This window comes from Pseudomonas sp. NPDC087803 (assembly GCF_044742995.1).
In the GTDB taxonomy this organism is placed as follows: domain Bacteria; phylum Pseudomonadota; class Gammaproteobacteria; order Pseudomonadales; family Pseudomonadaceae; genus Aquipseudomonas.
Genome location: NZ_JBIUVO010000002.1, coordinates 14,569 through 36,143, shown reverse-complemented (window position 1 = coordinate 36,143; position 21,575 = coordinate 14,569). Strand labels below are relative to the sequence as shown.

General features: G+C 60.9%; 20 protein-coding genes and 1 tRNA gene. 10 read left to right on the top strand and 11 right to left on the bottom strand.

Annotation, left to right across the window (positions count from 1 at the left end; all coding sequences use genetic code 11):
• The first annotated feature begins 31 nt into the window (after positions 1-31).
• The 4 genes from ACIOUG_RS03280 (at position 32) to ACIOUG_RS03265 (ending at position 4,914) form a co-directional block, all read left to right on the top strand.
• Entirely contained in the window at positions 32-979 is a 948-nt protein-coding gene (locus ACIOUG_RS03280; RefSeq protein WP_041072540.1) for a dihydrodipicolinate synthase family protein, read from the top strand.
• A gap of 58 nt (positions 980-1,037) precedes the next feature.
• Positions 1,038-2,615: an aldehyde dehydrogenase (NADP(+)) gene (locus ACIOUG_RS03275; protein ID WP_401062480.1), complete on the top strand. Its 1,578-nt coding sequence runs from the start codon at positions 1,038-1,040 to the stop codon at positions 2,613-2,615.
• 2 nt (positions 2,616-2,617) lie between these two features.
• On the top strand, positions 2,618-3,883 hold the full coding sequence (locus tag ACIOUG_RS03270; RefSeq protein WP_401062479.1) for an NAD(P)/FAD-dependent oxidoreductase: 1,266 nt from the start codon (positions 2,618-2,620) through the stop codon (positions 3,881-3,883).
• 68 nt (positions 3,884-3,951) lie between these two features.
• A complete protein-coding gene (locus tag ACIOUG_RS03265) occupies positions 3,952-4,914 on the top strand; it encodes a Dyp-type peroxidase (RefSeq protein ID WP_401062477.1) in 963 nt (320 codons plus the stop codon).
• 27 nt (positions 4,915-4,941) lie between these two features.
• Here ACIOUG_RS03265 and ACIOUG_RS03260 read toward each other — a convergent pair whose 3' ends face one another.
• From ACIOUG_RS03260 to mug, 5 genes are all read right to left on the bottom strand, one after another.
• A complete protein-coding gene (locus ACIOUG_RS03260) occupies positions 4,942-6,930 on the bottom strand; it encodes a U32 family peptidase (RefSeq protein ID WP_401062475.1) in 1,989 nt (662 codons plus the stop codon).
• A 217-nt stretch (positions 6,931-7,147) separates the two neighbouring features.
• Entirely contained in the window at positions 7,148-7,528 is a 381-nt protein-coding gene (locus ACIOUG_RS03255) for a RidA family protein (RefSeq protein ID WP_401062473.1), read from the bottom strand.
• 172 nt (positions 7,529-7,700) lie between these two features.
• Positions 7,701-7,775 (bottom strand) — tRNA-Gln (locus tag ACIOUG_RS03250).
• Between the two features lie 137 nt (positions 7,776-7,912).
• A complete protein-coding gene (locus ACIOUG_RS03245; RefSeq protein ID WP_401062472.1) occupies positions 7,913-8,296 on the bottom strand; it encodes a DUF1801 domain-containing protein in 384 nt (127 codons plus the stop codon).
• Positions 8,297-8,368: 72 nt separating this feature from the next.
• Complete coding sequence (gene mug, locus ACIOUG_RS03240; protein ID WP_401062470.1) at positions 8,369-8,887, bottom strand: G/U mismatch-specific DNA glycosylase; 519 nt, start codon at positions 8,885-8,887, stop codon at positions 8,369-8,371.
• 87 nt (positions 8,888-8,974) lie between these two features.
• Between mug and ACIOUG_RS03235 the strand changes: the two genes are divergently transcribed.
• Positions 8,975-9,919 (top strand): LysR substrate-binding domain-containing protein, encoded by a 945-nt coding sequence (locus ACIOUG_RS03235; RefSeq protein ID WP_401062468.1) that lies wholly within the window; start codon positions 8,975-8,977, stop codon positions 9,917-9,919.
• Between the two features lie 45 nt (positions 9,920-9,964).
• Here the strand turns inward: ACIOUG_RS03235 and ACIOUG_RS03230 are convergent, their stop codons facing one another.
• From ACIOUG_RS03230 to ACIOUG_RS03215, 4 genes are all read right to left on the bottom strand, one after another.
• The gene (locus ACIOUG_RS03230) at positions 9,965-10,216 is read right to left on the bottom strand and encodes a DUF2790 domain-containing protein (protein ID WP_401062466.1); all 252 of its coding nucleotides are present in this window, start codon (positions 10,214-10,216) and stop codon (positions 9,965-9,967) included.
• 367 nt (positions 10,217-10,583) lie between these two features.
• Entirely contained in the window at positions 10,584-11,852 is a 1,269-nt protein-coding gene (locus tag ACIOUG_RS03225; protein ID WP_401062464.1) for a DUF1479 domain-containing protein, read from the bottom strand.
• Positions 11,853-11,969: 117 nt separating this feature from the next.
• Positions 11,970-12,842, bottom strand: a complete 873-nt coding sequence (locus tag ACIOUG_RS03220) for an AraC family transcriptional regulator (protein WP_103485916.1) — start codon at positions 12,840-12,842, stop codon at positions 11,970-11,972.
• Positions 12,843-12,897: 55 nt separating this feature from the next.
• Positions 12,898-13,350, bottom strand: a complete 453-nt coding sequence (locus ACIOUG_RS03215; protein ID WP_045122414.1) for an Lrp/AsnC family transcriptional regulator — start codon at positions 13,348-13,350, stop codon at positions 12,898-12,900.
• A gap of 179 nt (positions 13,351-13,529) precedes the next feature.
• Between ACIOUG_RS03215 and ACIOUG_RS03210 the strand changes: the two genes are divergently transcribed.
• From ACIOUG_RS03210 to ACIOUG_RS03195, 4 genes are all read left to right on the top strand, one after another.
• A complete protein-coding gene (locus ACIOUG_RS03210) occupies positions 13,530-14,147 on the top strand; it encodes a LysE family translocator (RefSeq protein ID WP_098968506.1) in 618 nt (205 codons plus the stop codon).
• Between the two features lie 25 nt (positions 14,148-14,172).
• Positions 14,173-15,015 carry a 3-methyl-2-oxobutanoate hydroxymethyltransferase gene (panB, locus tag ACIOUG_RS03205; RefSeq protein WP_003224363.1) on the top strand — a complete coding sequence of 281 codons (843 nt, stop codon included), beginning with the start codon at positions 14,173-14,175 and terminating at the stop codon, positions 15,013-15,015.
• A gap of 26 nt (positions 15,016-15,041) precedes the next feature.
• On the top strand, positions 15,042-15,515 hold the full coding sequence (locus ACIOUG_RS03200; protein WP_098968367.1) for a MaoC family dehydratase: 474 nt from the start codon (positions 15,042-15,044) through the stop codon (positions 15,513-15,515).
• A 361-nt stretch (positions 15,516-15,876) separates the two neighbouring features.
• Complete coding sequence (locus ACIOUG_RS03195) at positions 15,877-16,239, top strand: DUF6124 family protein (protein ID WP_123588099.1); 363 nt, start codon at positions 15,877-15,879, stop codon at positions 16,237-16,239.
• Positions 16,240-16,398: 159 nt separating this feature from the next.
• Here the strand turns inward: ACIOUG_RS03195 and ACIOUG_RS03190 are convergent, their stop codons facing one another.
• Together ACIOUG_RS03190 and ACIOUG_RS03185 are read right to left on the bottom strand one after the other, a co-directional pair.
• Positions 16,399-18,816: an arylsulfatase gene (locus ACIOUG_RS03190; RefSeq protein ID WP_401062461.1), complete on the bottom strand. Its 2,418-nt coding sequence runs from the start codon at positions 18,814-18,816 to the stop codon at positions 16,399-16,401.
• Positions 18,817-18,866: 50 nt separating this feature from the next.
• Positions 18,867-20,153, bottom strand: coding sequence for an anaerobic sulfatase maturase (locus ACIOUG_RS03185; RefSeq protein ID WP_338801651.1), 1,287 nt, complete (start codon positions 20,151-20,153; stop codon positions 18,867-18,869).
• Between the two features lie 337 nt (positions 20,154-20,490).
• Here ACIOUG_RS03185 and ACIOUG_RS03180 point away from each other — a divergent pair, with 337 nt between their 5' ends.
• A complete protein-coding gene (locus ACIOUG_RS03180; RefSeq protein WP_401062460.1) occupies positions 20,491-21,483 on the top strand; it encodes an AraC family transcriptional regulator in 993 nt (330 codons plus the stop codon).
• Positions 21,484-21,575: the final 92 nt, after the last annotated feature.

Genomic DNA, 21,575 nt, shown 5'->3' with positions numbered 1-21,575 from the left:
ATCCGAATGAATCTCCCGAGGAGCTACAACAATGAGCGATAACATCTTCACTGGCTGCATTCCCGCGCTGATGACCCCGTGCACCGCCGCGCGCAAACCTGACTTCGACGCACTGGTGGCCAAGGGTCGCGAGCTGATCGATATCGGCATGAGCGCCGTCGTCTACTGCGGCTCGATGGGCGACTGGCCGCTGCTGACCGAGGCCGAGCGTCAGGAAGGCGTGGCGCGGCTGGTCGCCGCCGGGGTACCGACCATCGTCGGCACTGGCGCGGTCAACAGCCGTGAAGCAGTTTCCCACGCTGCACACGCGGCGAAAGTCGGCGCCCATGGCCTGATGGTGATTCCCCGCGTGCTGTCCCGTGGCGCCTCGGCCACCGCACAAAAAGCCCACTTCGCCGCGATCCTCAACGCCGCGCCGAACCTGCCGGCGGTGATCTACAACAGCCCTTACTACGGCTTCGCCACCCGTGCCGAGCTGTTCTTCGAACTGCGCCGCGAACACCCGAACCTGATCGGCTTCAAGGAGTTCGGCGGTGGCGCCGACTTGCGCTACGCCGCCGAGAACATCACCTCGCAGGACGATGCAGTGACCCTGATGGTCGGCGTCGATACGCAAGTGGTGCACGGTTTCGTCAACTGCAACGCCACCGGCGCGATCACCGGCATCGGCAACGCCCTGCCGCGCGAAGTGCTGCAACTGGTGGCGCTGAGCAAGCAAGCGGCCAAGGGCGATGCCAAGGCCCGACGTCTGGCGCGCGAACTGGAAGCGGCGTTGGCGGTGCTGTCGTCGTTCGACGAAGGCTGCGATCTGGTGCTGTATTACAAGCACCTGATGGTGCTCAACGGCGACCGCGAATACGCCCTGCACTTCAACGAAACCGATGCCTTGAGCGATGCCCAGCGGCGTTACGCCGAGACCCAGTACGCGCTGTTCCGCCAGTGGTACAAAAACTGGTCCGCCGAACAGAACCTCGCCTGACCACCGTCCCTGCCCCGGTGTGATGCCGGGGCTTCACCTCTTTTATCAAGGAAGCGCCATGACTCTGACAGGCCACATGTTGATCGGCGGCCAAGCCATTGCCGGCAGCCGTGGAGCGATCCATGCGATCAATCCCGCCACTGACGCGGTACTGCAACCGGCCTATGCCGGGGGCAGCAGCGAGCATGTCGAACAGGCCTGCACACTGGCGTGGCAAGCGTTTGATCGTTATCGCGAGACGTCCCTGAGCGCTCGCGCCGAATTTCTCGAAACCATCGCCAATGAGATCGAAGCCCTTGGCGATGTATTGCTTGACCGTGCCGTGGCCGAAACCGGTTTGCCACGCACCCGCATTCAAGGCGAACGCGGACGCACCTGCGGGCAATTGCGCACCTTTGCCCGCAACGTGCGGGCCGGCGAATGGCTGGATGTGCGCGTCGACCACGCTCAGCCCGAGCGCCAACCCGCTGCGCGTGCGGACCTGCGCCAGCGGCAGATTGCGCTGGGACCGGTGGCCGTGTTTGGCGCCAGCAACTTTCCACTGGCGTTCTCAGTGGCCGGTGGTGACACCGCTTCGGCGCTGGCCGCCGGTTGCCCGGTGATCGTCAAGGCGCACAGCGCGCATCCCGGCACTAGCGAACTGGTGGGCCAGGCGCTGACTCGCGCAGTAAAAACGTGTGGATTGCCCGAGGGTGTGTTCTCGCTGCTGTTCGGTTCGGGCAATGAGGTGGGCATCACCCTGGTCAGCGATCCGCGCATCAAGGCGGTGGGCTTCACCGGATCGCGCAGTGGCGGCCTCGCCCTGAGCCGAGCGGCGCAAGCGCGGCCCGAGCCGATTCCGGTGTATGCGGAAATGAGTTCTATCAATCCGGTGTTGTTGTTTCCGGCAGCGCTTGCCGCACGCGGTGAGGCGTTGGCGCAGGGTTTTGTCGCCTCGCTGACTCAGGGCGCCGGGCAGTTCTGCACCAACCCCGGGCTGGTCATCGCCCGCCAAGGGCCGACGCTGGACGGTTTCATTGCCACTGCCGCCGAAGGGATCCAGCGCACCCCGGCGCAGACCATGCTCACGCCGGGAATCTTCTGCGCCTATGAAACTGGCGTCGGCGCGCTGGCCGAACATCCGCAAGCGCAACGCGTGGCCATCGGTTTAGCGGCTGAAGGCCCGAACCAGTGTCAGGCGCAATTGTTCGTGACCCAGGCGCAGTACTTCCTCGCCGACGCATGCCTGCAAGGTGAAATCTTTGGTGCCGCATCACTGATCGTACAGTGCACCAACGATGATGAAATCCGTCTGGTCTGCGAACACCTCGAAGGTCAACTGACCGCCACCCTGCACCTGGATGACGCCGATCTGGATCGCGCCCGAGCCTTGTTACCGACACTGGAACGCAAGGCCGGACGCCTGCTGGTCAACGGCTGGCCGACCGGGGTCGAGGTGTGTGATGCGATGGTGCATGGCGGGCCGTTCCCGGCCACGTCGGACTCGCGCAGCACCTCGGTCGGCACGGCGGCGATCCTGCGCTTCCTGCGTCCGGTGTGTTATCAGGACTTCCCCGACAGCCTGTTGCCGCAGCCGCTGCAACAGGCGAATCCACTGCACTTGCGGCGCTTGCTCGACGGCCAGAGGGAAGCCTGAACATGCCCAACAACCTCACAGCGGACAACGCCGATATCGCGGTAATCGGCGCCGGCATCATCGGTGTCGCCTGTGCCCTGCAACTGGCGCGTCAGGGTCAACGGGTGGTGGTCATCGACAAGCAACCGCCCGGTCATGGCGCCTCGTTCGGCAACGCCGGGCATCTGGCCACCGAGCAGGTGTTTCCGATTGCCGACGCGTCGATCCTCAAGCGTCTGCCAGCGATGCTGATGGACCCGATGGGGCCGCTGCGCCTGGACTGGAAATACATGCCGCGCGCCGTGCCGTGGTTCAGCCGATTGCTGTTGAACCTGCGCCCGGCGCCGTTTCAGCGCACCGTGGCCGGCCTGCGCGCGCTCAATGAAAGCAGCCTCGATGCCTGGAAACGCCTGCTGCGCAGCATCGCCCGCCCCGACCTGCTCAAGGAGGACGGCTCGCTGCTGGTGTTCGAGCGCGCCGAGTCGCGGCCAGTCATCAATGCCTTGCAGGCGCGCATGCGTCAGCAACAGGTGCCGGTGGATTTCTGGTCAGCCAGTGCAGTGCGGGACACCGCGCCGCAGCTCAGCGAACAGATTCAAGGCGGATTGTTCTACCCGCGCACCGGGCACTTTCTCGACCCGTATCAGGTGGTGTGCGAACTGGTGAGCGCGGCGAAAACAGCCGGCGTGCAGTTCCTCCAGCAGGAGGTTCAGGGCGGGCAATTGCAGGAGCATGGCGTGTCGCTGCGCACCGATCAGGGCCGTTTTACCACGCGACAGGTGCTGATTGCCTGCGGCGCGCACTCAGCGAAACTCACCGCCGCACTGACCGGTAAACGCGTGCCGCTGGACACCGAGCGCGGCTATCACCTGATGCTGCCCCACGAACACGAGCGCCTGCCGTTCGCGGTCACCTCGCTGGAGCGCAAGTTCATCATGACGCCGATGACCGGCGGCCTGCGCCTGGCCGGCACCGTAGAGTTCGCCGGTCTGGAGCGCCCGCCGTTTATGGAACGCGCCTGGCAGTTACACCGTTTGAGCAAGGGTTTGTTCCGCCATGATTTGAACGCTGAAGACGCGACGCCGTGGATGGGCTTTCGCCCGTCGCTGCCGGACTCGCTGCCGATCATCGACAAGGTCGGCGACGGCAAGGTGCTACTGGCGTTCGGTCATCAGCATCTGGGGCTGACTCAAGCGGCGGTGACGGCGGAGATGGTCGCGCATCTGGTATCACCCTCAGCGAACTCCGGCTTGCCGGCGCTGGATGCCTATCGACTGGGTCGCTTCTGAGATACCGATGAAATGTTTTTGGTTTCATACTGAGCGCCGACCTTGGCCCCGCGCATATGGAACCGACTATGACTTCATCAATGGATACTCCCGAGCCGCAAGCGATCTGCAACCCGATCACCCGCAGCGCGATTTTCATCGTCGCCACGCTGCTGCCCGGGAGTGACGCCGCCAGCCAGGTGCGCGGCTGGTGCGGCGACATCGCCGCCCTCACCCGCTCAGTCGGCAAACGGGTGCCCGACGGCAATCTGTCGTGTGTCTGCGGTTTCAGCGCCAACGCCTGGGACGCGCTGTTCGGCAGCCCGCGCCCGGCCTCGCTGCATCCGTTCCGCGAATTCGGCGTCGAGGGCCGCCGTGCGGTGGCGACCCCGGGCGACATCCTGCTGCACATCCGCGCCGATCAGATGGACCTGTGTTTCGAACTGGCGACCCAGCTATGCAGCGCTCTCAATGGCGCGATCACCGTGGTGGATGAGGTCCAGGGTTTCCGCTACTTCGACATGCGCAGCATCATCGGTTTCGTCGATGGCACCGAGAACCCGGTGGGCCGCAAGGCAGACCACTTCACCCTGATCGGCAACGAAGACCCGGCGTTCGAATCCGGCAGTTATGTGCTGGTGCAGAAGTACCTGCACAAGATGGACGCGTGGAATGCGTTGAGCGTCGAGGCTCAGGAGAAGGTGATCGGCCGCACTAAGCTGGCCGACATCGAACTCGGTGAAGAGGTGAAGCCAAGCAATTCCCACAGCGCCCTGACCACCATCACCAAGGACGGCCAGGAGCAGAAGATCCTGCGCGACAACATGCCGTTCGGCCGCCCGGGGGCTGGCGAGTTCGGCACCTATTTCATCGGTTACGCGCGTTCGCCGGAACCGATCGAGCAGATGCTGGAGAACATGTTTGTCGGCAACCCCGTCGGCAACTACGACCGTTTGCTCGACTTCAGCACCGCAGTCACCGGGGGTCTGTTCTTTGTGCCGTCAGCCGACTTGCTTGAGGAGCTGGCGGAGCGAGAGCCCGAGCAGGCGTGACACCGTAGCGCCACGCCCGCCCGTCACTCAGTGTGGCGCGCGCGGGATGGTTTTCAGCAGGTCTTCCGGGCTGATATGGCCGACCACGCTGCCCGGTTGCGGCATGTTGAGGATGTGGCCTTTCATCTTGCCGATGATGTGCATCTCGCACGGCTTGCAGTCGAACTTCAGGGTCAGCACTTCGTCGCCGTGAATCAGCTGCATCGGCGCGACCTTGGTGCGCACGCCGGTCACGCCTTTGGCCTGTTTCGGGCACAGGTTGAACGAGAAACGCAGGCAGTGCTTGGTGATCATCACCGGCACTTCACCGGCCTCTTCGTGCGCCTCGTAGGCCGCATCGATCAGCTTCACGCCGTGGCGGTGATAGAAGTCGCGGGCCTTCTGGTTGTAGACGTTGGCCAGGAACGACAGGTGCGATTCCGGGTACACCGGCGGCGGCGTGGTTTCGGCCTTGCGGCTGCCACGCGGATGCGCCGCGACACGGGCGTCGGTCAGCACTTCGATCACTTCGCGGCGCAGGGCCTTGAGCTGCGAGTTCGGAATGAAGAACGCCTGCGGCGCATCGAGCTTGATGTCGGTGGCGTGGTACTGGGTGGTACCGAGCTGGCCGAGCAAATCCTGCAATTGCTCCATTGCCTGTTCCGGCTTGTTGGCGACACCGAACGGACCGTTCAGGGTCACACTGGCGCTGATCCCCTCTTCACTGGTCGCAGTCACTTCCAGCTGTTCTTCGCGCAGGCGAGCAACCCAGCTCAATGCGATACGACGCTCTGCAGAGGTCTTTTGCAGCGCCTGTTGCCAGTTGTGGTCGAGGTTGCGGTTCAGCGGATGGTTCGGCCGCAGCTTGTACAGGCCTTCGGGCATTTCGTTGGGCTCGACGCGATAGCGATAGCGCTTCTCGCCGTCTTCTTCGAACTCGCCTTTCGGCTCGGCGATGTTGGCGCGGAAACCCACGACTTCACGCTTGACCAGCACGTTGAGGCCATCGCCGTTGGACAGCGGCTCCTGAGTCACCACCTGCATGTCACGCTTGCCGACTTTCTCGACGGTGCCCACTGGCAGACCGGTGAAGGTCGGCGAGTCGAACGCGCCGATGTCGATCTTGCGATCGGTGACGAAGTAGTCGGTGCTGCCACGGTGGAAGGTCTTTTCCGGGTCCGGCAGGAAGAAGTGCGCGGTGCGGCCGCTGGAAGCACGGGCCAGATCCGGACGGTCTTCGAGCACGTCGTCGAGGCGCTGGCGGTAATAGGCGGTGATGTTCTTCACATAGCCCATGTCCTTGTAGCGACCTTCGATCTTGAACGAACGCACACCGGCTTCGACCAGCGCGCGGATGTTGGCGCTCTGGTTGTTGTCCTTCATCGACAGCAGGTGTTTTTCGTAGGCGATCACCCCACCCTTTTCGTCTTTCAGGGTGTACGGCAAACGGCAGGCCTGGGAGCAGTCGCCACGGTTGGCGCTGCGCCCGGTCTGCGCGTGGGAAATGTTGCACTGCCCGGAGAACGCCACGCACAGCGCGCCGTGGATGAAGAATTCGATGGCGGCATCGGTTTCATCGGCGATGGCGCGGATTTCTTTCAGGTTCAGCTCGCGTGCCAGCACCAGCTGCGAGAAACCGGCCTGATCGAGGAACTTCGCCCGCTCCAGCGTGCGGATGTCGGTCTGGGTACTGGCATGCAGCTCGATCGGCGGGATGTCCAGTTCCATCACGCCCAGGTCCTGGACGATCAGCGCGTCGACACCGGCGTCGTACAACTGGTGGATCAGCTTGCGCGCCGGCTCCAGCTCGTTATCGTGCAGGATGGTGTTGATGGTGGTGAAAATGCGCGCGTGATAACGGCGGGCAAATTCCACCAGTTCGGCGATTTCGCTCACCTCGTTGCAGGCGTTATGGCGCGCGCCGAAGCTCGGGCCACCGATGTACACGGCGTCGGCGCCGTGCAGAATCGCCTCGCGGGCAATCGCCACGTCACGGGCGGGGCTGAGCAGTTCCAGATGATGCTTGGGCAAGGACATAGTTTTTTTAGTCAGGCTGTCACGGTTAAGGCGCGCATTGTAGCCGCGAAACGCCCGGGCGGCACGCCTGTGCTGCCAAGTGGCAGATGACCTCGCTCCAATCCGACACGAGAGTCTCCTGTAGGAGTGAGCCTGCTCGCGATGATGGTGGCACAGTCAAGTTTGATGGTGGCTGATTTACCGCTATCGCGAGCAGGCTCACTCCTACAGGGGGCGGTCAGGCCTTGGCGGCCATTGCGGTGACTTCCACGCGCATGCCTTCCACCGCCAGCGACGCCACGCCCACCGCCGCGCGCACCGGCCATGGCTTGGCGAAGAAGCGCTTGTAGACTTCGTTGAATGCCGCACGGTCAGCCATGTCGGTGAGGTAGATGGTCAGGTGCATGACCCGATCCATCGAACTGCCCGCCCGCTCCAGCGCCACTCTCAGCGCCTGCAGGGTGCATTCGCTTTGCAGGGTGATGTCGCCCAGCTCCAGGCTGCCGTCGGCGCGGGTCGGGATCTGGGTCGAAACCAGAATGCCGTTGAAACCGACTACGTCGGAGGAAATCGAATCCGCATCCGGATCAGGGGTGAAGCTGAGGTCTTGATTAGCCATGAAAGTCTCTTGTCTGGAGAGATTGAGGGTCGCCGGCCAGCAACTCGCCGGGACTTTTGCACGGGCAGTTTACATCAGTCCCCCGCTGCGGCTCAGGCAACTGTCAGCCCCAACCACAAAACGCGCGCATAAAAAAACGCCAGCCCTTTCGGACTGGCGTTTTTTCTGAATATGGCAGGGGCGGCTGGATTCGAACCAACGCATGGCAGGATCAAAACCTGCTGCCTTACCGCTTGGCGACGCCCCTGTATCTCAAGCTCTGTAACAAGCTCTGCGAGAATGGGCCGCAATTTACCAACCTTTTTTTGATCTGGGAAGCCCCGAGTGCAAAAAAATTTGTTTTAAAACAGCCAGTTATTTCTGAGCCGGGGCAAAAGGCACGATTCACTTGGACAAATTCAGCTTGATCGCCGCGCGAATCAGCGCTTTCAAGGCCTGCTCATCGACCTTGTCACCCTCGTGAAAATCAATCGCACGCCGGGTGTTGCCCTCCAGGCTGGCATTGAACAACCGCGCCGGATCGGCCAGCGCCGCGCCTTTGGCGAAGGTCATCTTCACCGCAGTCTTGTAGGTCACCCCAGTGCAAATGATGCCGCCGCGGGACCACACCGGAACACCGCGCCACTTCCACTCCTCCACCACCTCGGGATCGGCCTGGTGCATGACCTTGCGAATCTCGCCGAGGATGACGCCGCGCCAATCGGCCAACTCAGCGATTTTTGCGTCGATCAGCGCCGAGGTGTCGGTGCTTGGGTTTTCGGGCTTCATGGCGGGCGTCCTCCTCGGCGATTTGACTGCATCAATCGTAGCTGGCCAACCGAAAAACGCTGGACGCATGATTTACCCGCTCGCGATCAATGCCTCATGCAATTCCTGATATGCCGCGACCAGTTGCTCAAGGGAGAACGCCCGATTGCGTCCACTGGGATTGGGCAACACCCACACGTGCGCGCCACCAAAGATCTTCGCCTGCCGCCCCCACGCCACGACTTGCTGCCCCGACAACGCGGCATACGCAGCCTTGCCAAGAAACGCCACAAAGCGCGGCGCATGGCGGCTGATCTTCTGTTCAAAGCCCAAGGCCGCTGCGGCAAACTCCTGCGCAGCCAACTGATCCGCCCGCGCCGTCGGCCGCTCGACCACCGCCGTCAAGCCACAGCCAAATTGCAGGAGGCTTCGATCGTCCTCCGCTCGCACTTCATGCGGGATGAAACCGGCCTGATGCAAGGTGCGCCAGAAACGATTACCGCGCCCGGCAAAATGATGCCCCTGCGCCGCCGCGAGCAGCCCCGGATTGATCCCGCAAAACACCACCGAAAGCCCCGGCGCCAGAATGTCTCCAAGCCCTTCACCCACCATGCACCCGCCCCTCATTCGCAAACATTTGCAACACCCCCCACGGCAAACCCTAGAATGGCCATCCCAGCCACAGAGCCAACCACAACGATGGACGTCATTCAGACCCTGCGCTGCTTCGTCGCCGTGGCCCAGAGCGGCAGCTTCACCGCTGCGGCCGACGTGCTCGACACCACCACGACCAACGTCTCCAAAGCCGTCTCCAGCCTCGAAACCCGGCTGCACACACGCTTGATCAACCGCACCACCCGCCGCCTCGCCCTGACCGAGGCCGGTGTACGTTATTTGCAGCGCGCCGAGAAAATTCTCGATGACCTGCGCGAGGCCGACGAAGAAGCCGGCACCGCCCAGACCTTGCCGGTCGGGCGCCTGAAGATCCACGCCATGGCCGCCATCGGCAACCACTACGTGATCAATGCGATCGCCCGCTACCGCGAGATTCACCCCACGGTGATGTTCGACCTGACCCTGAGCAATCGCCTGCCCGACCTGCTGGAAGAAAGCTACGACATGTCCATCGTGCTAGCCCGCGACCTGCCCGATTCCGGCTTCGTCGCGCAACGCCTGGGCACCACTTACAGCATCCTTTGCGCCTCGCCGTCGTACCTGGCCAAACGCGGCCACCCCGCCACACCCGCCGACCTCGCCGCGCACGACTGCCTGCGCATCGTCAACACGGTGATGCCCGCAGAAAACTGGGTGTTCGAAGGGCCACAAGGCATGGAAACCCAGAATATCCCCGACTCGCCGTTCCACATCAACACCGCCGACGGCATGGCCACGGCGATCAGAAATGGCATGGGCATCGGCATTCAGCCGCTGGCATCAGCCGTCGAAGGATTGGTCGGAGGCACACTGGTGCGGGTACTGCCGCAGTACCGCTTGGAGGAATACAACCTGTTCGCGATCTACCCTTCGCGCAAATTCGTCGACGCCAAAATCAAGACCTGGGTGGAGTTCCTGAAAAATGCCATCCCGCAACTGCTGGCATCCGATGAAGACATGGCTGGGGCCAAGCAACTCGCTGATGCTTAGTGCCGCAGACCTGGAGTGTCGACCCTCCAGCGCCGGCATCGACCATTAACCGTTAGAGCAACCGCTGCCCATCACTTGGTATTGCACGACGTGTTGCGCGCCGGTTGAGTCGTCATAAGTCATCTGCACCGGCACCGCGCCGCACTGATTAGCCGCGTCGGAGATCGACACCACGTGTGCGATGTCGAGTTGGCTGGCGGAGTTGTACGCCTCGACTTGTGCGGTTTCATCCGCCGCAAAGGCTTGCGCGCCAATACCGCCAAGGACCAGAAGAAGAGCGATTTTTGCAAGTTTCATGATGTTCACCGTCTCGTGGGGAACCGTGTTTGTTCACGGAGTGGAGACGATGTTAGGGGTTCAAGCGCACGGCAAAAATCGGTCGGCTGGACAAACACTGTGTCCAAAAGGGTAATGAATAGACTTGAGTACCGTGGATATCCGATTCGCGAGCAGGCTCGCTCCCACAGGTTTTGTGCCCGCCACCACATTCGCGAACACCGCAAGACCATTGTGGGAGCGGGCTTGCTCGCGAAGGCGCCAGCTCAGCCAACAAACTACCCGAGACCACCGCCAGCGATCAGACAACACAACACCCATGGCGAAAGTTTTAACGAAACATCGCACCGTCCGGAGGGGCCGCGAATCGGCCGCAATTTACAAATACCTACTCCAGCCCAAGCCCCGCACGCCCCAACGGGTTCAGACTCTCCACAGCAAAACGCTCCACCCACGCCCGCTCATAATCCTCCCGCGGAAAATCATCCGGCGAAGCACCCTGCGCAAACGCCCTGAACACATCCCGCGCATAGCGCAGATTCTTCGCACACATCGGCGCCGCCGGCACGTACATCACGTTGCCCCAGCCCTGCTGGTTCTGCACCGGCGCGACGCTATGGATCACATCGCAATGCCACCACACCGAATCGCCGGCCTGCACATCCGGAATCGGACTTAGCCCCTCGATCAGCAGCGGATGCCATTGCCGCGATACCGGCAGCACCTTGCCCGGCGCCACCCCACACAACTCGTCTTCGGGCACGTCATCGAGCAGCGGCCGCAGCAGCAGGTACGCCATCGCCTTGGGGATCGGCAGGGTGTGCAGCACGCCTTGATCGGCCTGCATGTCCGACAGCGCAGTCCAGCCCTGAAACGTGCGAAACGCCGAACACTTCACCGTGTCCTTGTAGGCGTATTCATCCACCTCGGTACGAAACGCCGCATCCCACGGGTCGTAGGCCGCGAAGTCGTTGCTGTAGATTTTGTCGAAGACCTTCAGATACGCGGGATGCAGCCAGCGTTCCAGCGCCCCGGAATCGGTGTGCGGGCCAAGGCCTTTCGAGTGAGTGCCCGGCGGACGCCGACGTACCCGATCCGGATACAGCGCGTTGATGTCCGGATTGAACCAGTCCTTACCGTGCGAATGAGTCTTCCACAACCGATTGAGAAACGCCTGCGCCGTGCCCATCCGCTCATGCTGACGCAACTGCATTTGCGCCGCCGACCAATAGATCGGAAAAATCTCCGGCCGCGAAGCCTCCAGGTTGCCAAAAAACTGGTCGACCGGCCCACGGTAAACCGCATCGAACCGGTTCCTGTCGAGGTAATCCAGCAAGCCCTGGTCCCACTGCAGCACCTGCTCGCGGGGGAAGTGATTGCGGATCACCACGCTACCGCGACGCTTGATCAAAGCCAACTGCTCGGCAGTCACTGTGCCAGCGGCGATATCAGCGAACTCCAGCACCGGCCAGCCCGACCCGGTCTGCGCCTCCTGGGCTTTGACTGACGCAATCTCGCCGGCAATAAACTCACTGACCTCGGCGAACAGCCCCTGCACATCGCCAATCTGCGCGCGCAAGGTGCGTTTCATTTTGACGATACTGTCGCGGTAACTCTCCGGAAGCGTTGCGCTCTCGAATGCTTGATATTTGCTCATCGGGGGACCTGCAGACCTTGTTGTTGGTGCAGGTATGGGACCACTTCCGATGGTGTCGGCGGCAGCCTGAATTGCCGCGTCGAGTAATACGATTGTGGCGTTGTAGCGGCGCGCTGCTTACTGAAAGTGATGACCGTGCTGACGACGAAACTCCGAAGGCGTCAGCCCCTTCAACGCCTTGAACTGCCGATTGAACAGCGCCAGCGACGAATATCCCACTGCCTCGGCAATCAGCGAAACCGTCGAATGTCCCTGCATCAACAGCGCACAGGCATGTCCGACTCTTAGCCGTACGATGTAGTCCAGCGCCGTGCAGCGCGTATGCCGACGGAACATTCGATGAAACGCCGACACGCTGACGCACGCCATCTCAGCCAACGCCGGAATGCTGATGGCTTCGGCGTAGTGTCCATGCACGTAATCCAGAACCCGATGTATACGGGGATCCTCAACGATCTGACTGCCAATCTGAGAGTCCGGCGCCGACAGGATTTGCCTGGCATCAACGTCCCGTGTCAGTTTGCTCAACACGGTCAGCAGCGCGATCAAACGCTCGGGCAGCTCCTGCTCGACCATCGCCTCAATCAGCGGCCGAATCTCCCGCGACGCCGCCGCACTGAAACTCAATGCCTGCCGCGCCGCCACAAGCAATTGCCGCAGCGACCCCATCTCCGGAAACAACGTCACCAGCGACTCCGCCCACGCCGCCGAAAACCAGATCACCAACGCCACATGCGGTTGCCCGGCGTCGACCCGCTCCGCCGACGACCAGCTATGCGGCACATTCGGCCCAACCAGAATCAGATCGCCGTCATCGTAAGCCGCGACGTCATTGCCGATATAGCGATGGCCACGACTGTTCAAGGTCAGCGTCAGTTCGTACTCGGGGTGGTGGTGCCACTCAAACGGAATTGCCCCTGGCAGGCGCCGGTTCAGCAGCGTCCAGGAGGCAGTGGCTTCGGTGGGGATTTTTTCGAAACTGGGTTTCATGGTGGACGATTCTGCTCTGTGGCGTGGGAGGCACGCCCCGATCGTATCACTCTGTTTACAACGGCAACGGTCGATCCTGCACCACGCGCTTCATCACCAGCGTCGAGGTCAGCCGCTGCACATTCGGCAAAGTCGAAAGGCACTCGTCATACAGGCGCTGAAACGCTGGCAAATCCTGAGCGATGACGTGCAGCAAATAATCCGGTTCGCCGAACAACCGTTGCGCATCCACCACCTGCGGAATCTCCACCAGCGCCGCCTCGAACGCCTCCACCGCTTGCCGGTCGCCTTCGCGCAACGTGGCGAAGACCATCGCGGAAAAGTTCAGGCCCAGCGCGGCGGGGTCGAGTTTTGCCCGGTAGCCGAGCAGCACCCCGGACTCTTCCAGCGCCCGCACGCGGCGGTGGCAGGGTGAAAGGCTCAGGCCCACGCGATCGGCCAATTCGGTGACCGACAGCCGACCATCCTTTTGCAGCTCAGCAAGAATCTTCCGATCAGTTCTGTCCACGCAATAAAACCTTCTAATCTGATGCGCCATGACGACCATCTTTGGAAAAATATTCTAGCCGAGTTTGCTTATTCTCCCTCAACCAAAAACTGCCGCACCGCTGCAACCGGCGCGGCACTTGATTGATGGAAAACCAACATGAGCAAAGCAACGCCACGTCAACGGCCATGGGTGACGCCATGACCTTCAGCGTATTCGCCGCTTTCTGGGCGGTATCGATTCTGTTTGTGATCACCCCCGGCGCCGACTGGGCCTACGCGATTTCCGCAGGCTTGAAGCACCGCGTCGTACTCCCCGCCGTGGGCGGTCTGCTGTCCGGGCACTTACTCGCGACGCTGATTGTGGCGGCCGGGGTAGGCACGCTGATCGCCGGACATCCGCTGGCCCTGACAGCACTGACCGTAGCCGGCGCCGGTTACCTGCTGTGGCTGGGCGCCAATCTGTTCGCCCGCCCTTCCACTCCGCACGCCGCAGCGAGCCAGACCAGCGACTCATGGGCGCGCTGGGCCTTGAAGGGTCTTTGCGTGAGCGGGCTCAACCCGAAAGTGTTCTTGCTGTTTCTCGCCCTGTTGCCGCAATTCACCGACGCCGGCGCGCCGTGGCCCGTGCCGCTGCAAATGGTCGCGCTCGGCCTGGTGCATACCGCCAGTTGCGCGGTGATCTATCTGCTGGTCGGGTTTGGCTCACAGGTGGTACTGCGCGCCCGGCCTGCAGCGGCACGCAGGGTCAGTCGAGTTTCAGGGCTGATCATGATTGCGATTGCGCTGGGGCTGCTGATCGAACAGCTGCACGCCTGATTCTTCCTCCTGACGAGATCTGCCAATGACCGAACACACCTCACCCTACGACACCACTGCCCTAACCAAGCCGGCAACACGCCTGCGCATCCCGCAGCTCAAACAGATGAAAGTCGAAGGGCGCAAATGGGCGATGCTGACCGCGTACGACATGTACAGCGCAGTAATTTTCGAGGACGCCGGCATTCCCGTCCTGCTGGTCGGCGACTCAGCGTCCAACAACGTGTTTGGCAACGACTCGACCTTGGCCGTGACCGTCGACGAACTGCTCCCGCTGGTGCGCGCCGTCACCCGATCAACCCGGCGGGCCTTGGTCATCGCCGACCTGCCCTTCGGCTCGTACCAGGTTTCACCCGAACAATGCCTGCAAACCGCCGTGCGTTTCATGAAGGAGGCTGGCGCCCATGCGGTGAAGATCGAGGGCGGTGTCGAATTGCTGCCACACATCGCCAAGCTCAGCGTCTCGGGCATCCCGGTCATGGCCCACATCGGTTTCACCCCGCAGATGGAACATCAATTGGGCGGCTATCGTGTACAAGGTCGGGGCGAAGACGGGCAGCGCCTGATCGACAGCGCCAAAGCGCTGGAAGCCGCCGGCGCGTTCGCCCTGCTGATCGAAATGGTGCCCGGCGACGTTGGCGCAGCGATCACTCAAGCGGTGGCGATCCCCACTGTGGGCATCGGCGCCGGCAATCAGTGCGACGCGCAAGTGCTGGTCTGGCAAGACATGGCCGGCCTGCGCCAGGGACGTCTGCCGCGCTTCGTCAAACAGTACGCCGACCTGCGCAGCGTCCTGCAAACGGCGGCCAGAGACTTCGCCGACGACGTACAGGCCGGCACCTTCCCCGGCCCCGAACACACCTTTTAACCAACCGCCAGCAGCAGGAGGCCCCCATGCAAACCCCGAGACAACGCGCCGCCGAAGGCCTCAAGGTGGGCGACCGCTTCAACGTCGTCCGCCGTTTCACACCCGACGACGTCCATCACTTCGCGCAACTGTCCCGCGACTACAACCCCGTCCACTGCGACGCGCACTATGCGCAACTGCGAGCATTCAAAGCGCCGATCACCCACGGCCTGCTCACGGCCAGCCTGATGACCGAAATCGGCGGCCAGATCGGCTGGCTCGCCACCGGCATGAACCTCCAGTTCAAGCGCCCCGTCTATCCCGGCGAAACCATCACCTGCCACTGGCTCATCACCAGCATCGACGAGCGAGGCCACGCAACAGCCGAAGTCAGCGTCTTCAACGAACAACACATCACCGTGCTCGAAGCTATCACCACCGGCGTCCTGCCCGGCGCGCCAGAACGCGAATACATGAAACACATGCTGGCCGAGGGCGACCCTACCAATGGCGCGCGATGACGCGTTTAAACAGAGTTGTTTATATGACACCCGGTGTTACGTCCCCAAGGCTACAACGCCTTGCGCCATTGCCTACGACTACGCCAGAATCCGCCGGCTTGTGCGCCCAGGGTGCGGGTTCTATCGTGGGTCGGTCGCTGAAAAGCAGCGATCGGGTTTGGTAGCCCGGTTTTACACATGGCGCAAAACGTCACCTTACGCAGATGCTTTCTGGCGCCTGTGTTTTATGGTGGCCATGCGCAGGGCGCTTTCGAGCGCGCCGGTTTTTCCATGTGTGCCGGTCTACCAACCTTCGTAATGGCCACCACCCTCGTTTGGTAGCGAATGTGATGGTTCCCTTAGCCACATATGGAGCGTCACTATGTTCAAGGTCACACCAAACCCACCCGAAACCGAAACGGTCTCCCCCTACGAATCCCCCGATTCCCGAAAACTCAGCGAAGCCGCCGAACGCGCCCTCGACCACTACCTGAACCCCGCCAGCCAAATCATGGCCACGCCCTACACACCCAACGCCATGTTCCTCGCCAACCCCAAAATTGCCACCGAGGAATTATTGGCGAACGCCAGTGAATCACTGGGTTCGGCGACGGTGATGTTGGGGGATGTCGCGGCGCTGGTTGAGGGGCCGATTCGCAAGACGCTGCTGGGCATTGCGCAGGTGGTGATGCTGGGGGAATTGGCGGTGAATCAGGCGTTGGATAATGTTGTGCCGATGGCATAACGAACGCTCTCTCCTTGGCGCTCTATGGTGAGCGCCCAAGGAGGGATCTGCCAGAAACCGAAACGCGAGAATCGACTGCTTTCGGCCAGAAACTGCCATCCGCATTTAGAAATAACGGAACAAACCGAAGCCTGACTCAGGCTCCGGTATAGCTGCTCCTTATTGCGTAGCGATGGCTGCGTCACGTTCCAGCTTTTTAGTTTTTTCTTGAGCCTCTGCACTTAACTGCTGTGGCTGGATGTTGATGTCCACTTTTTCGAGAGTGCCGGTAAACGGGAACGGCCCCTCGTAATCGTTGGAGACTGCTTCGCCAGTATCGCGACCAATGTCGAAGGTCTCGGTTGCGCTGTAGCGGATCGGCGGCACGTGGGCAAAATGGGCCCGTCCGACCTCCTTGCCATTGATCAGCAGCACACCAGTACCGCCACCGCCAAAGGTCTTGTCTTCATGCGTGTACTGGAATTCGGCGACCACCTTACCGGCAGGCAGTTTTTCCGGGGATTTGATCTGATCGCGTTCCTTGCCAAAGAAGTTGTTCTCGTACACCAGGTAACCGTCCTTGACGAACAGCGTGTATCCCGCGCTGCCCCCTTGGGCGACGATGACGCCCTCGGTTTTCGCGTCGACTTCAAATACAGCTGTCACCGTGTGAGAGCGAGCCTTGACGTTCGGCGCTGTCCCTTCCGGCACACGCACAGTGCCAGGATAGAACGTGAACTGATCACGCCCGCGAGAAAGGCTTGGACGGTCGGGAACGTTCCCACGCTCTACAAAACGGTCGTCCAGCGGCAGTACGTTGTACTTCCTGGCCTCGGATTCGAACAACGCCTGAAGCTGTTTGAGTTTGGCCGGATTCTTCGCCGCCAGGTCATCCGCCTGACTGAAGTCCTTGCTCAAATCGTAAAGCTCCCACTTGTCGTTCTCGAAGTCACCCTTGCGCCCCAGCAATTCCCACGGCAAACCGTGGCGGGCGGCCGCTACCCAGCCGTCATGGTAGATCGCGCGATTGCCCATGATTTCGAAATATTGGGTGGTGTGCCGGGTCGACGCATTGGCATCGTTGAAGCTGTAGAGCATGCTGACACCCGCCAGCGGAACCTGTTTCTGCCCGTTGACGGTCTCCGGCATTTTGATGCCGGCCGCCTCGTAGATGGTCGGCGCCACATCAATCATGTGATGCCACTGGTCACGCACCTCGCCGTGCGCCTTGATACGGGCAGGCCAACTGACGGTGAAACCGCTGCGCGTGCCGCCGAAGTGACTCGCCACCTGCTTTGTCCACTGAAACGGCGTATCAACAGCCCATGCCCAGCCCACTGAGAAGTGATTCTCATGTTTGGGGCTGCCGATTTCGTCGATGACTTTCAGCATGTTCGGCACGTTGTCCGGGATACCGTTTTGCGTGGCCATGTTGTTGACCGTGCCATTCAATCCGCCTTCGGCAGAGGCACCGTTGTCACCCAGTGCCAGCATGACCAGAGTGTTATCGGCATTCGGGCTTTTAGCCACGGCATCCAGTACTCGCCCTACTTGCTCATCAGTCTGAGTCAGAAAACCGGCGAAGACTTCCATCTGCCGACTGTACAAGCGCTTTTGATCGTCGGATAGCGTGTCCCAGGCCGGCAGTTCTGCGGGGCGCGGGGTGAGCTTGGCTGAAGCAGGGACAATCCCCAGTTTTTTCTGTTGGGCAAACACCATCTCGCGATAGCTGTCCCAGCCCATGTCGAACTTGCCTTTGAACGGTTCTATGTAGGACGCAGGAACTTGATGCGGCGCATGCATGGCACCGGGAGCGTAGTAGACGAACCAAGGTTTTTTGGGGGCTACCGATTGTTGCTCGCGCAGCCAGTTGATCGCGTGATCGGCCAGGTCTTCGTTAAAGCTGTAGCCCTGTTCCGGAGTTTTTGACGGTTCTACCGGCACGGTATTTTCAAAAAGCTGAGGGTAGAACTGACTGGTCTCACCCCCCTGAAAACCATAGAAATAGCCAAAGCCCTTGCCCGTTGGCCAGCGATCGAAAGGCCCGGCCGAGCTGGTCTCCCAGTCCGGCGTGTCATGCCATTTGCCGAATGCAGCGGTGGTATAGCCGTGATCTTTGAGCACCTGACCGATGGCGGCGTTGTTGTCCTCCCAGACGCTGTTGTAGCCCGGGAACCCCGTTGCGCCTTCAGTGATGCCGCCCATCCCGACCTGATGATGATTGCGCCCAGACAATAACGCGGCGCGAGTCGGTGAGCACAACGCGGTGTTGTGCATCTCGTTGTAACGCACGCCTTGCTCGGCCAGTCGATCAAAGTTGGGCGTTGGCGTCAGGCCGCCGTAAGCCGAAGTACCGGCGAACCCGAGATCGTCGATCAGGATGACCAAAACATTCGGTGCATCCTTGGGCGGGGTCACAGGTTGCGGAAAGTCGGACTTGGACGTTTTGTAGGTTTCACCGACGGTACCACCGAACGGTGCTGTCGGCAGCGGCAGGCTGGCGCCCGCTGTTGCGGGGGCGGCTTGGGCGGTCAGCGAGCCGACACTGCCAAGTAACGCGGTGGCCAGCATGAATGACGGTTTACTCGGTTTGGACATGCATCAACTCCCTTTGCATTCAAAAGTCTCAGGCAATCAGCTGATAAAACTCAGCCAAGCCTGGTAATCATCAACGTGGCACCCACGATCTCGCTGGGTGAACGGCCTTGAGCAATCAATCCGGACATGGCTCGCAGATAAGGCGCTGTATGGGCAAAGAATTGGTAGTAGCCTTTACACAAATAGTTGAGCCCTGGTTCGCCTTCATCTGTTTCGATGAAACGATGTTTTGGGCAGCCGCCCCAACACCCTTTCAGCATGTTGCACTGCTGGCACTGCTTGGGGAGTGAGGTCAGCTTGTCCTGGCCGAACTTCTGTTGCTCCGGGGATTGCAGCAAAGTGGACAGGGACTGCTGGGTGAGATTGCCCAAGCGGAATTTCGGATACACGTAGTGATCACAGGAAAAAACGTCGCCGTTATGCTCGACGACCACCGCCCGGCCACAGGTGGGCTGGTGGTGACAGGCCGCACCGGGCTCGCCCATGTAGTTCGCAAGCGCCCACTCGAAATTCATGACGTAAATCCGGCCCACATCACGCTTGATCCAGACATCGAAGATCGCGTTGAGAAACGTGCCGTAGTCTTCCGAGCCAACAGACCAGGAGGTCAGATTTGGTTCGGCCTTGTGAGAAGCACTCAAAACCAGATCACTGTCCGGACCGTGCAAGGTGAAACCCATGGCGGCATCCGCCACGTCGGGAAGCCTTTCGACGATGGGGATGAACTGGATGTACTCGACGCCGAGCTGACGGAAGAACTCGTACACCCTGAGGGGATCCTGGGAGCTGCGTCGGTTGACGCATGCGAGGATGTTGAAACGAACCTTGTATTTTTTCAGCGACTCAAGGGCACGCAGGACCAAGGCATGGCTTGCATGACCGCTGGAGGTGACACGGTACTCATCGTGAATATCGGCCGGACCATCTAGTGACAAGCCCACCAAAAAATCATGCTCGGCTAAAAATTGACTCCACTTGTCGTCGATCAATAACCCATTGGTCTGGAAGCTGTTGGTGATCTTGCGGCCAGCGCCATGAACCGCCTGCATTCTTATCGCATGCTGGTAGAACTCCAACCCCATCAGTGTTGGCTCGCCGCCCTGCCAAGTGAACGCTACTTCGGTCTGGTCGGTGTGCGAAGCGATGTAGTTTGCGACGTAACTTTCCAGCACATCCAGATTCATTCGGTGACGACGCTCGTCACGATACAGCGCGGCCTTTTCGAGATAGAAGCAATAATCGCAATCCAGATTGCAATCAGCCCCGCTGGGCTTGGCCATAACATGAAACGCGTAGGGTGGCGCAGGAACATTACGAGCGTAGAAGACTGCTGACATCGACTTGACCTTTCTACCTGTGCGAAATGCAGCATTGACTATAGACGGGATTCTCGAGTGGGCAATTGACAAGAGTGTCGATCAAACGGACAGATTTGCGAGCAACAATAGCTGACAGAATCTGATCAAGCCCTGTATCCCGTTCGGTGGGAAACCACTGCTGCTACGACGCATGACTTTCAAAGCCGCGGAATTGAGTCCGATCAAAACTTGGCTGAAAGGCTGTTTTTGGCCGAAAGCGTACCTATTTCCAGTGACTCATTTTCGGTCACAAATCTGTCACCCCCAAACTGCTAACATCCCTCCGCCTCCCTTATCCAAGAGCCCCCAACCCAAGGTGCCCCCCAAGGTGTCCCCAAACCCCCACCAAAAAATCATCCTCCGCTCCGAAAACCTCCACTCCGATGACTTCGGTGCCCTCTTCTCCCGGCTCTTCGGCAATCGCTACGCCGACACCCCGCCGCTCCCTTCGAACATCATCATCGGCGGCGTCTACGGCAGACACGACGGCGTCAGTTTCCGGCGCATGCATTACCACGGCGATTTCACTGTCACCTTCCCCGACCCGCAGGATGAGATCACGTTCGTGATTCCCACGGCCGGCAAGATTGTGTTCAACCACCGCACCGAGTCCGTCGGCGTGGCGCAGGTGGGGTTGGCGATTGATAAGGCGGATATCCGCTCGATGCGGTTTCTCGACAATCACGCGCAGCACGGCATTTCGGTGAGTCGTGGGCAGCTGACTGAGCGGTTGGCGGCGTTGTTGGGGCGGCCGATTGTGCAGAAGATTGTGTTTGAGCCGGTGGTGGATCTGCACTCGGCGGCGTTTCAGGGGATCAAGGCGTTGATTGATCTGGCGACGGGGACGGAGTTTGATTTGTTGCTCAACAGCGGCACGCTGATGCCGTCGCGGTTGCGCGAGATGTTGATTGATGCGGTGCTGGAGGCGTGGCCGCACAATTTTACCGAGGCGTTGCGCCAGTCGGCGCCGAGGGTGGCGCCGCGGCATGTGAAGTTGGCGGTGGAGTTTATTCGGGCGCATCCGGAGCAACTGGTGAGTGGGGTTGAGTTGGCGCGGTTGAGCAATGTCAGTCAGCGCGCATTGCAGGATGGGTTTCGGCGGTTTGTCGGGATGTCGATTGTGGCGTATCAGCGGCAGGTGCGATTGGAGCGCGCTTTCGAGGCGCTGGGTCAGGGGCATTCGGCGTCGGTGACGGAGGTGGCGTTGCGCTTTGGCTTCAGTAATGTCGGGCGGTTTTGTCAGTATTTTCAGCAGGCGTACGGGGTCAGTCCGGCGGATTTGCGCTCGGGCGCGCGCCCGCGACGCTGACAGGCGTTGGCGGCAGGAGTATTGATCTGCGGCAAGATCGGCCGATGGCGTCAGCGCTAATCTGTAGTCGCTGATTAAACAGCCGTGCAGCC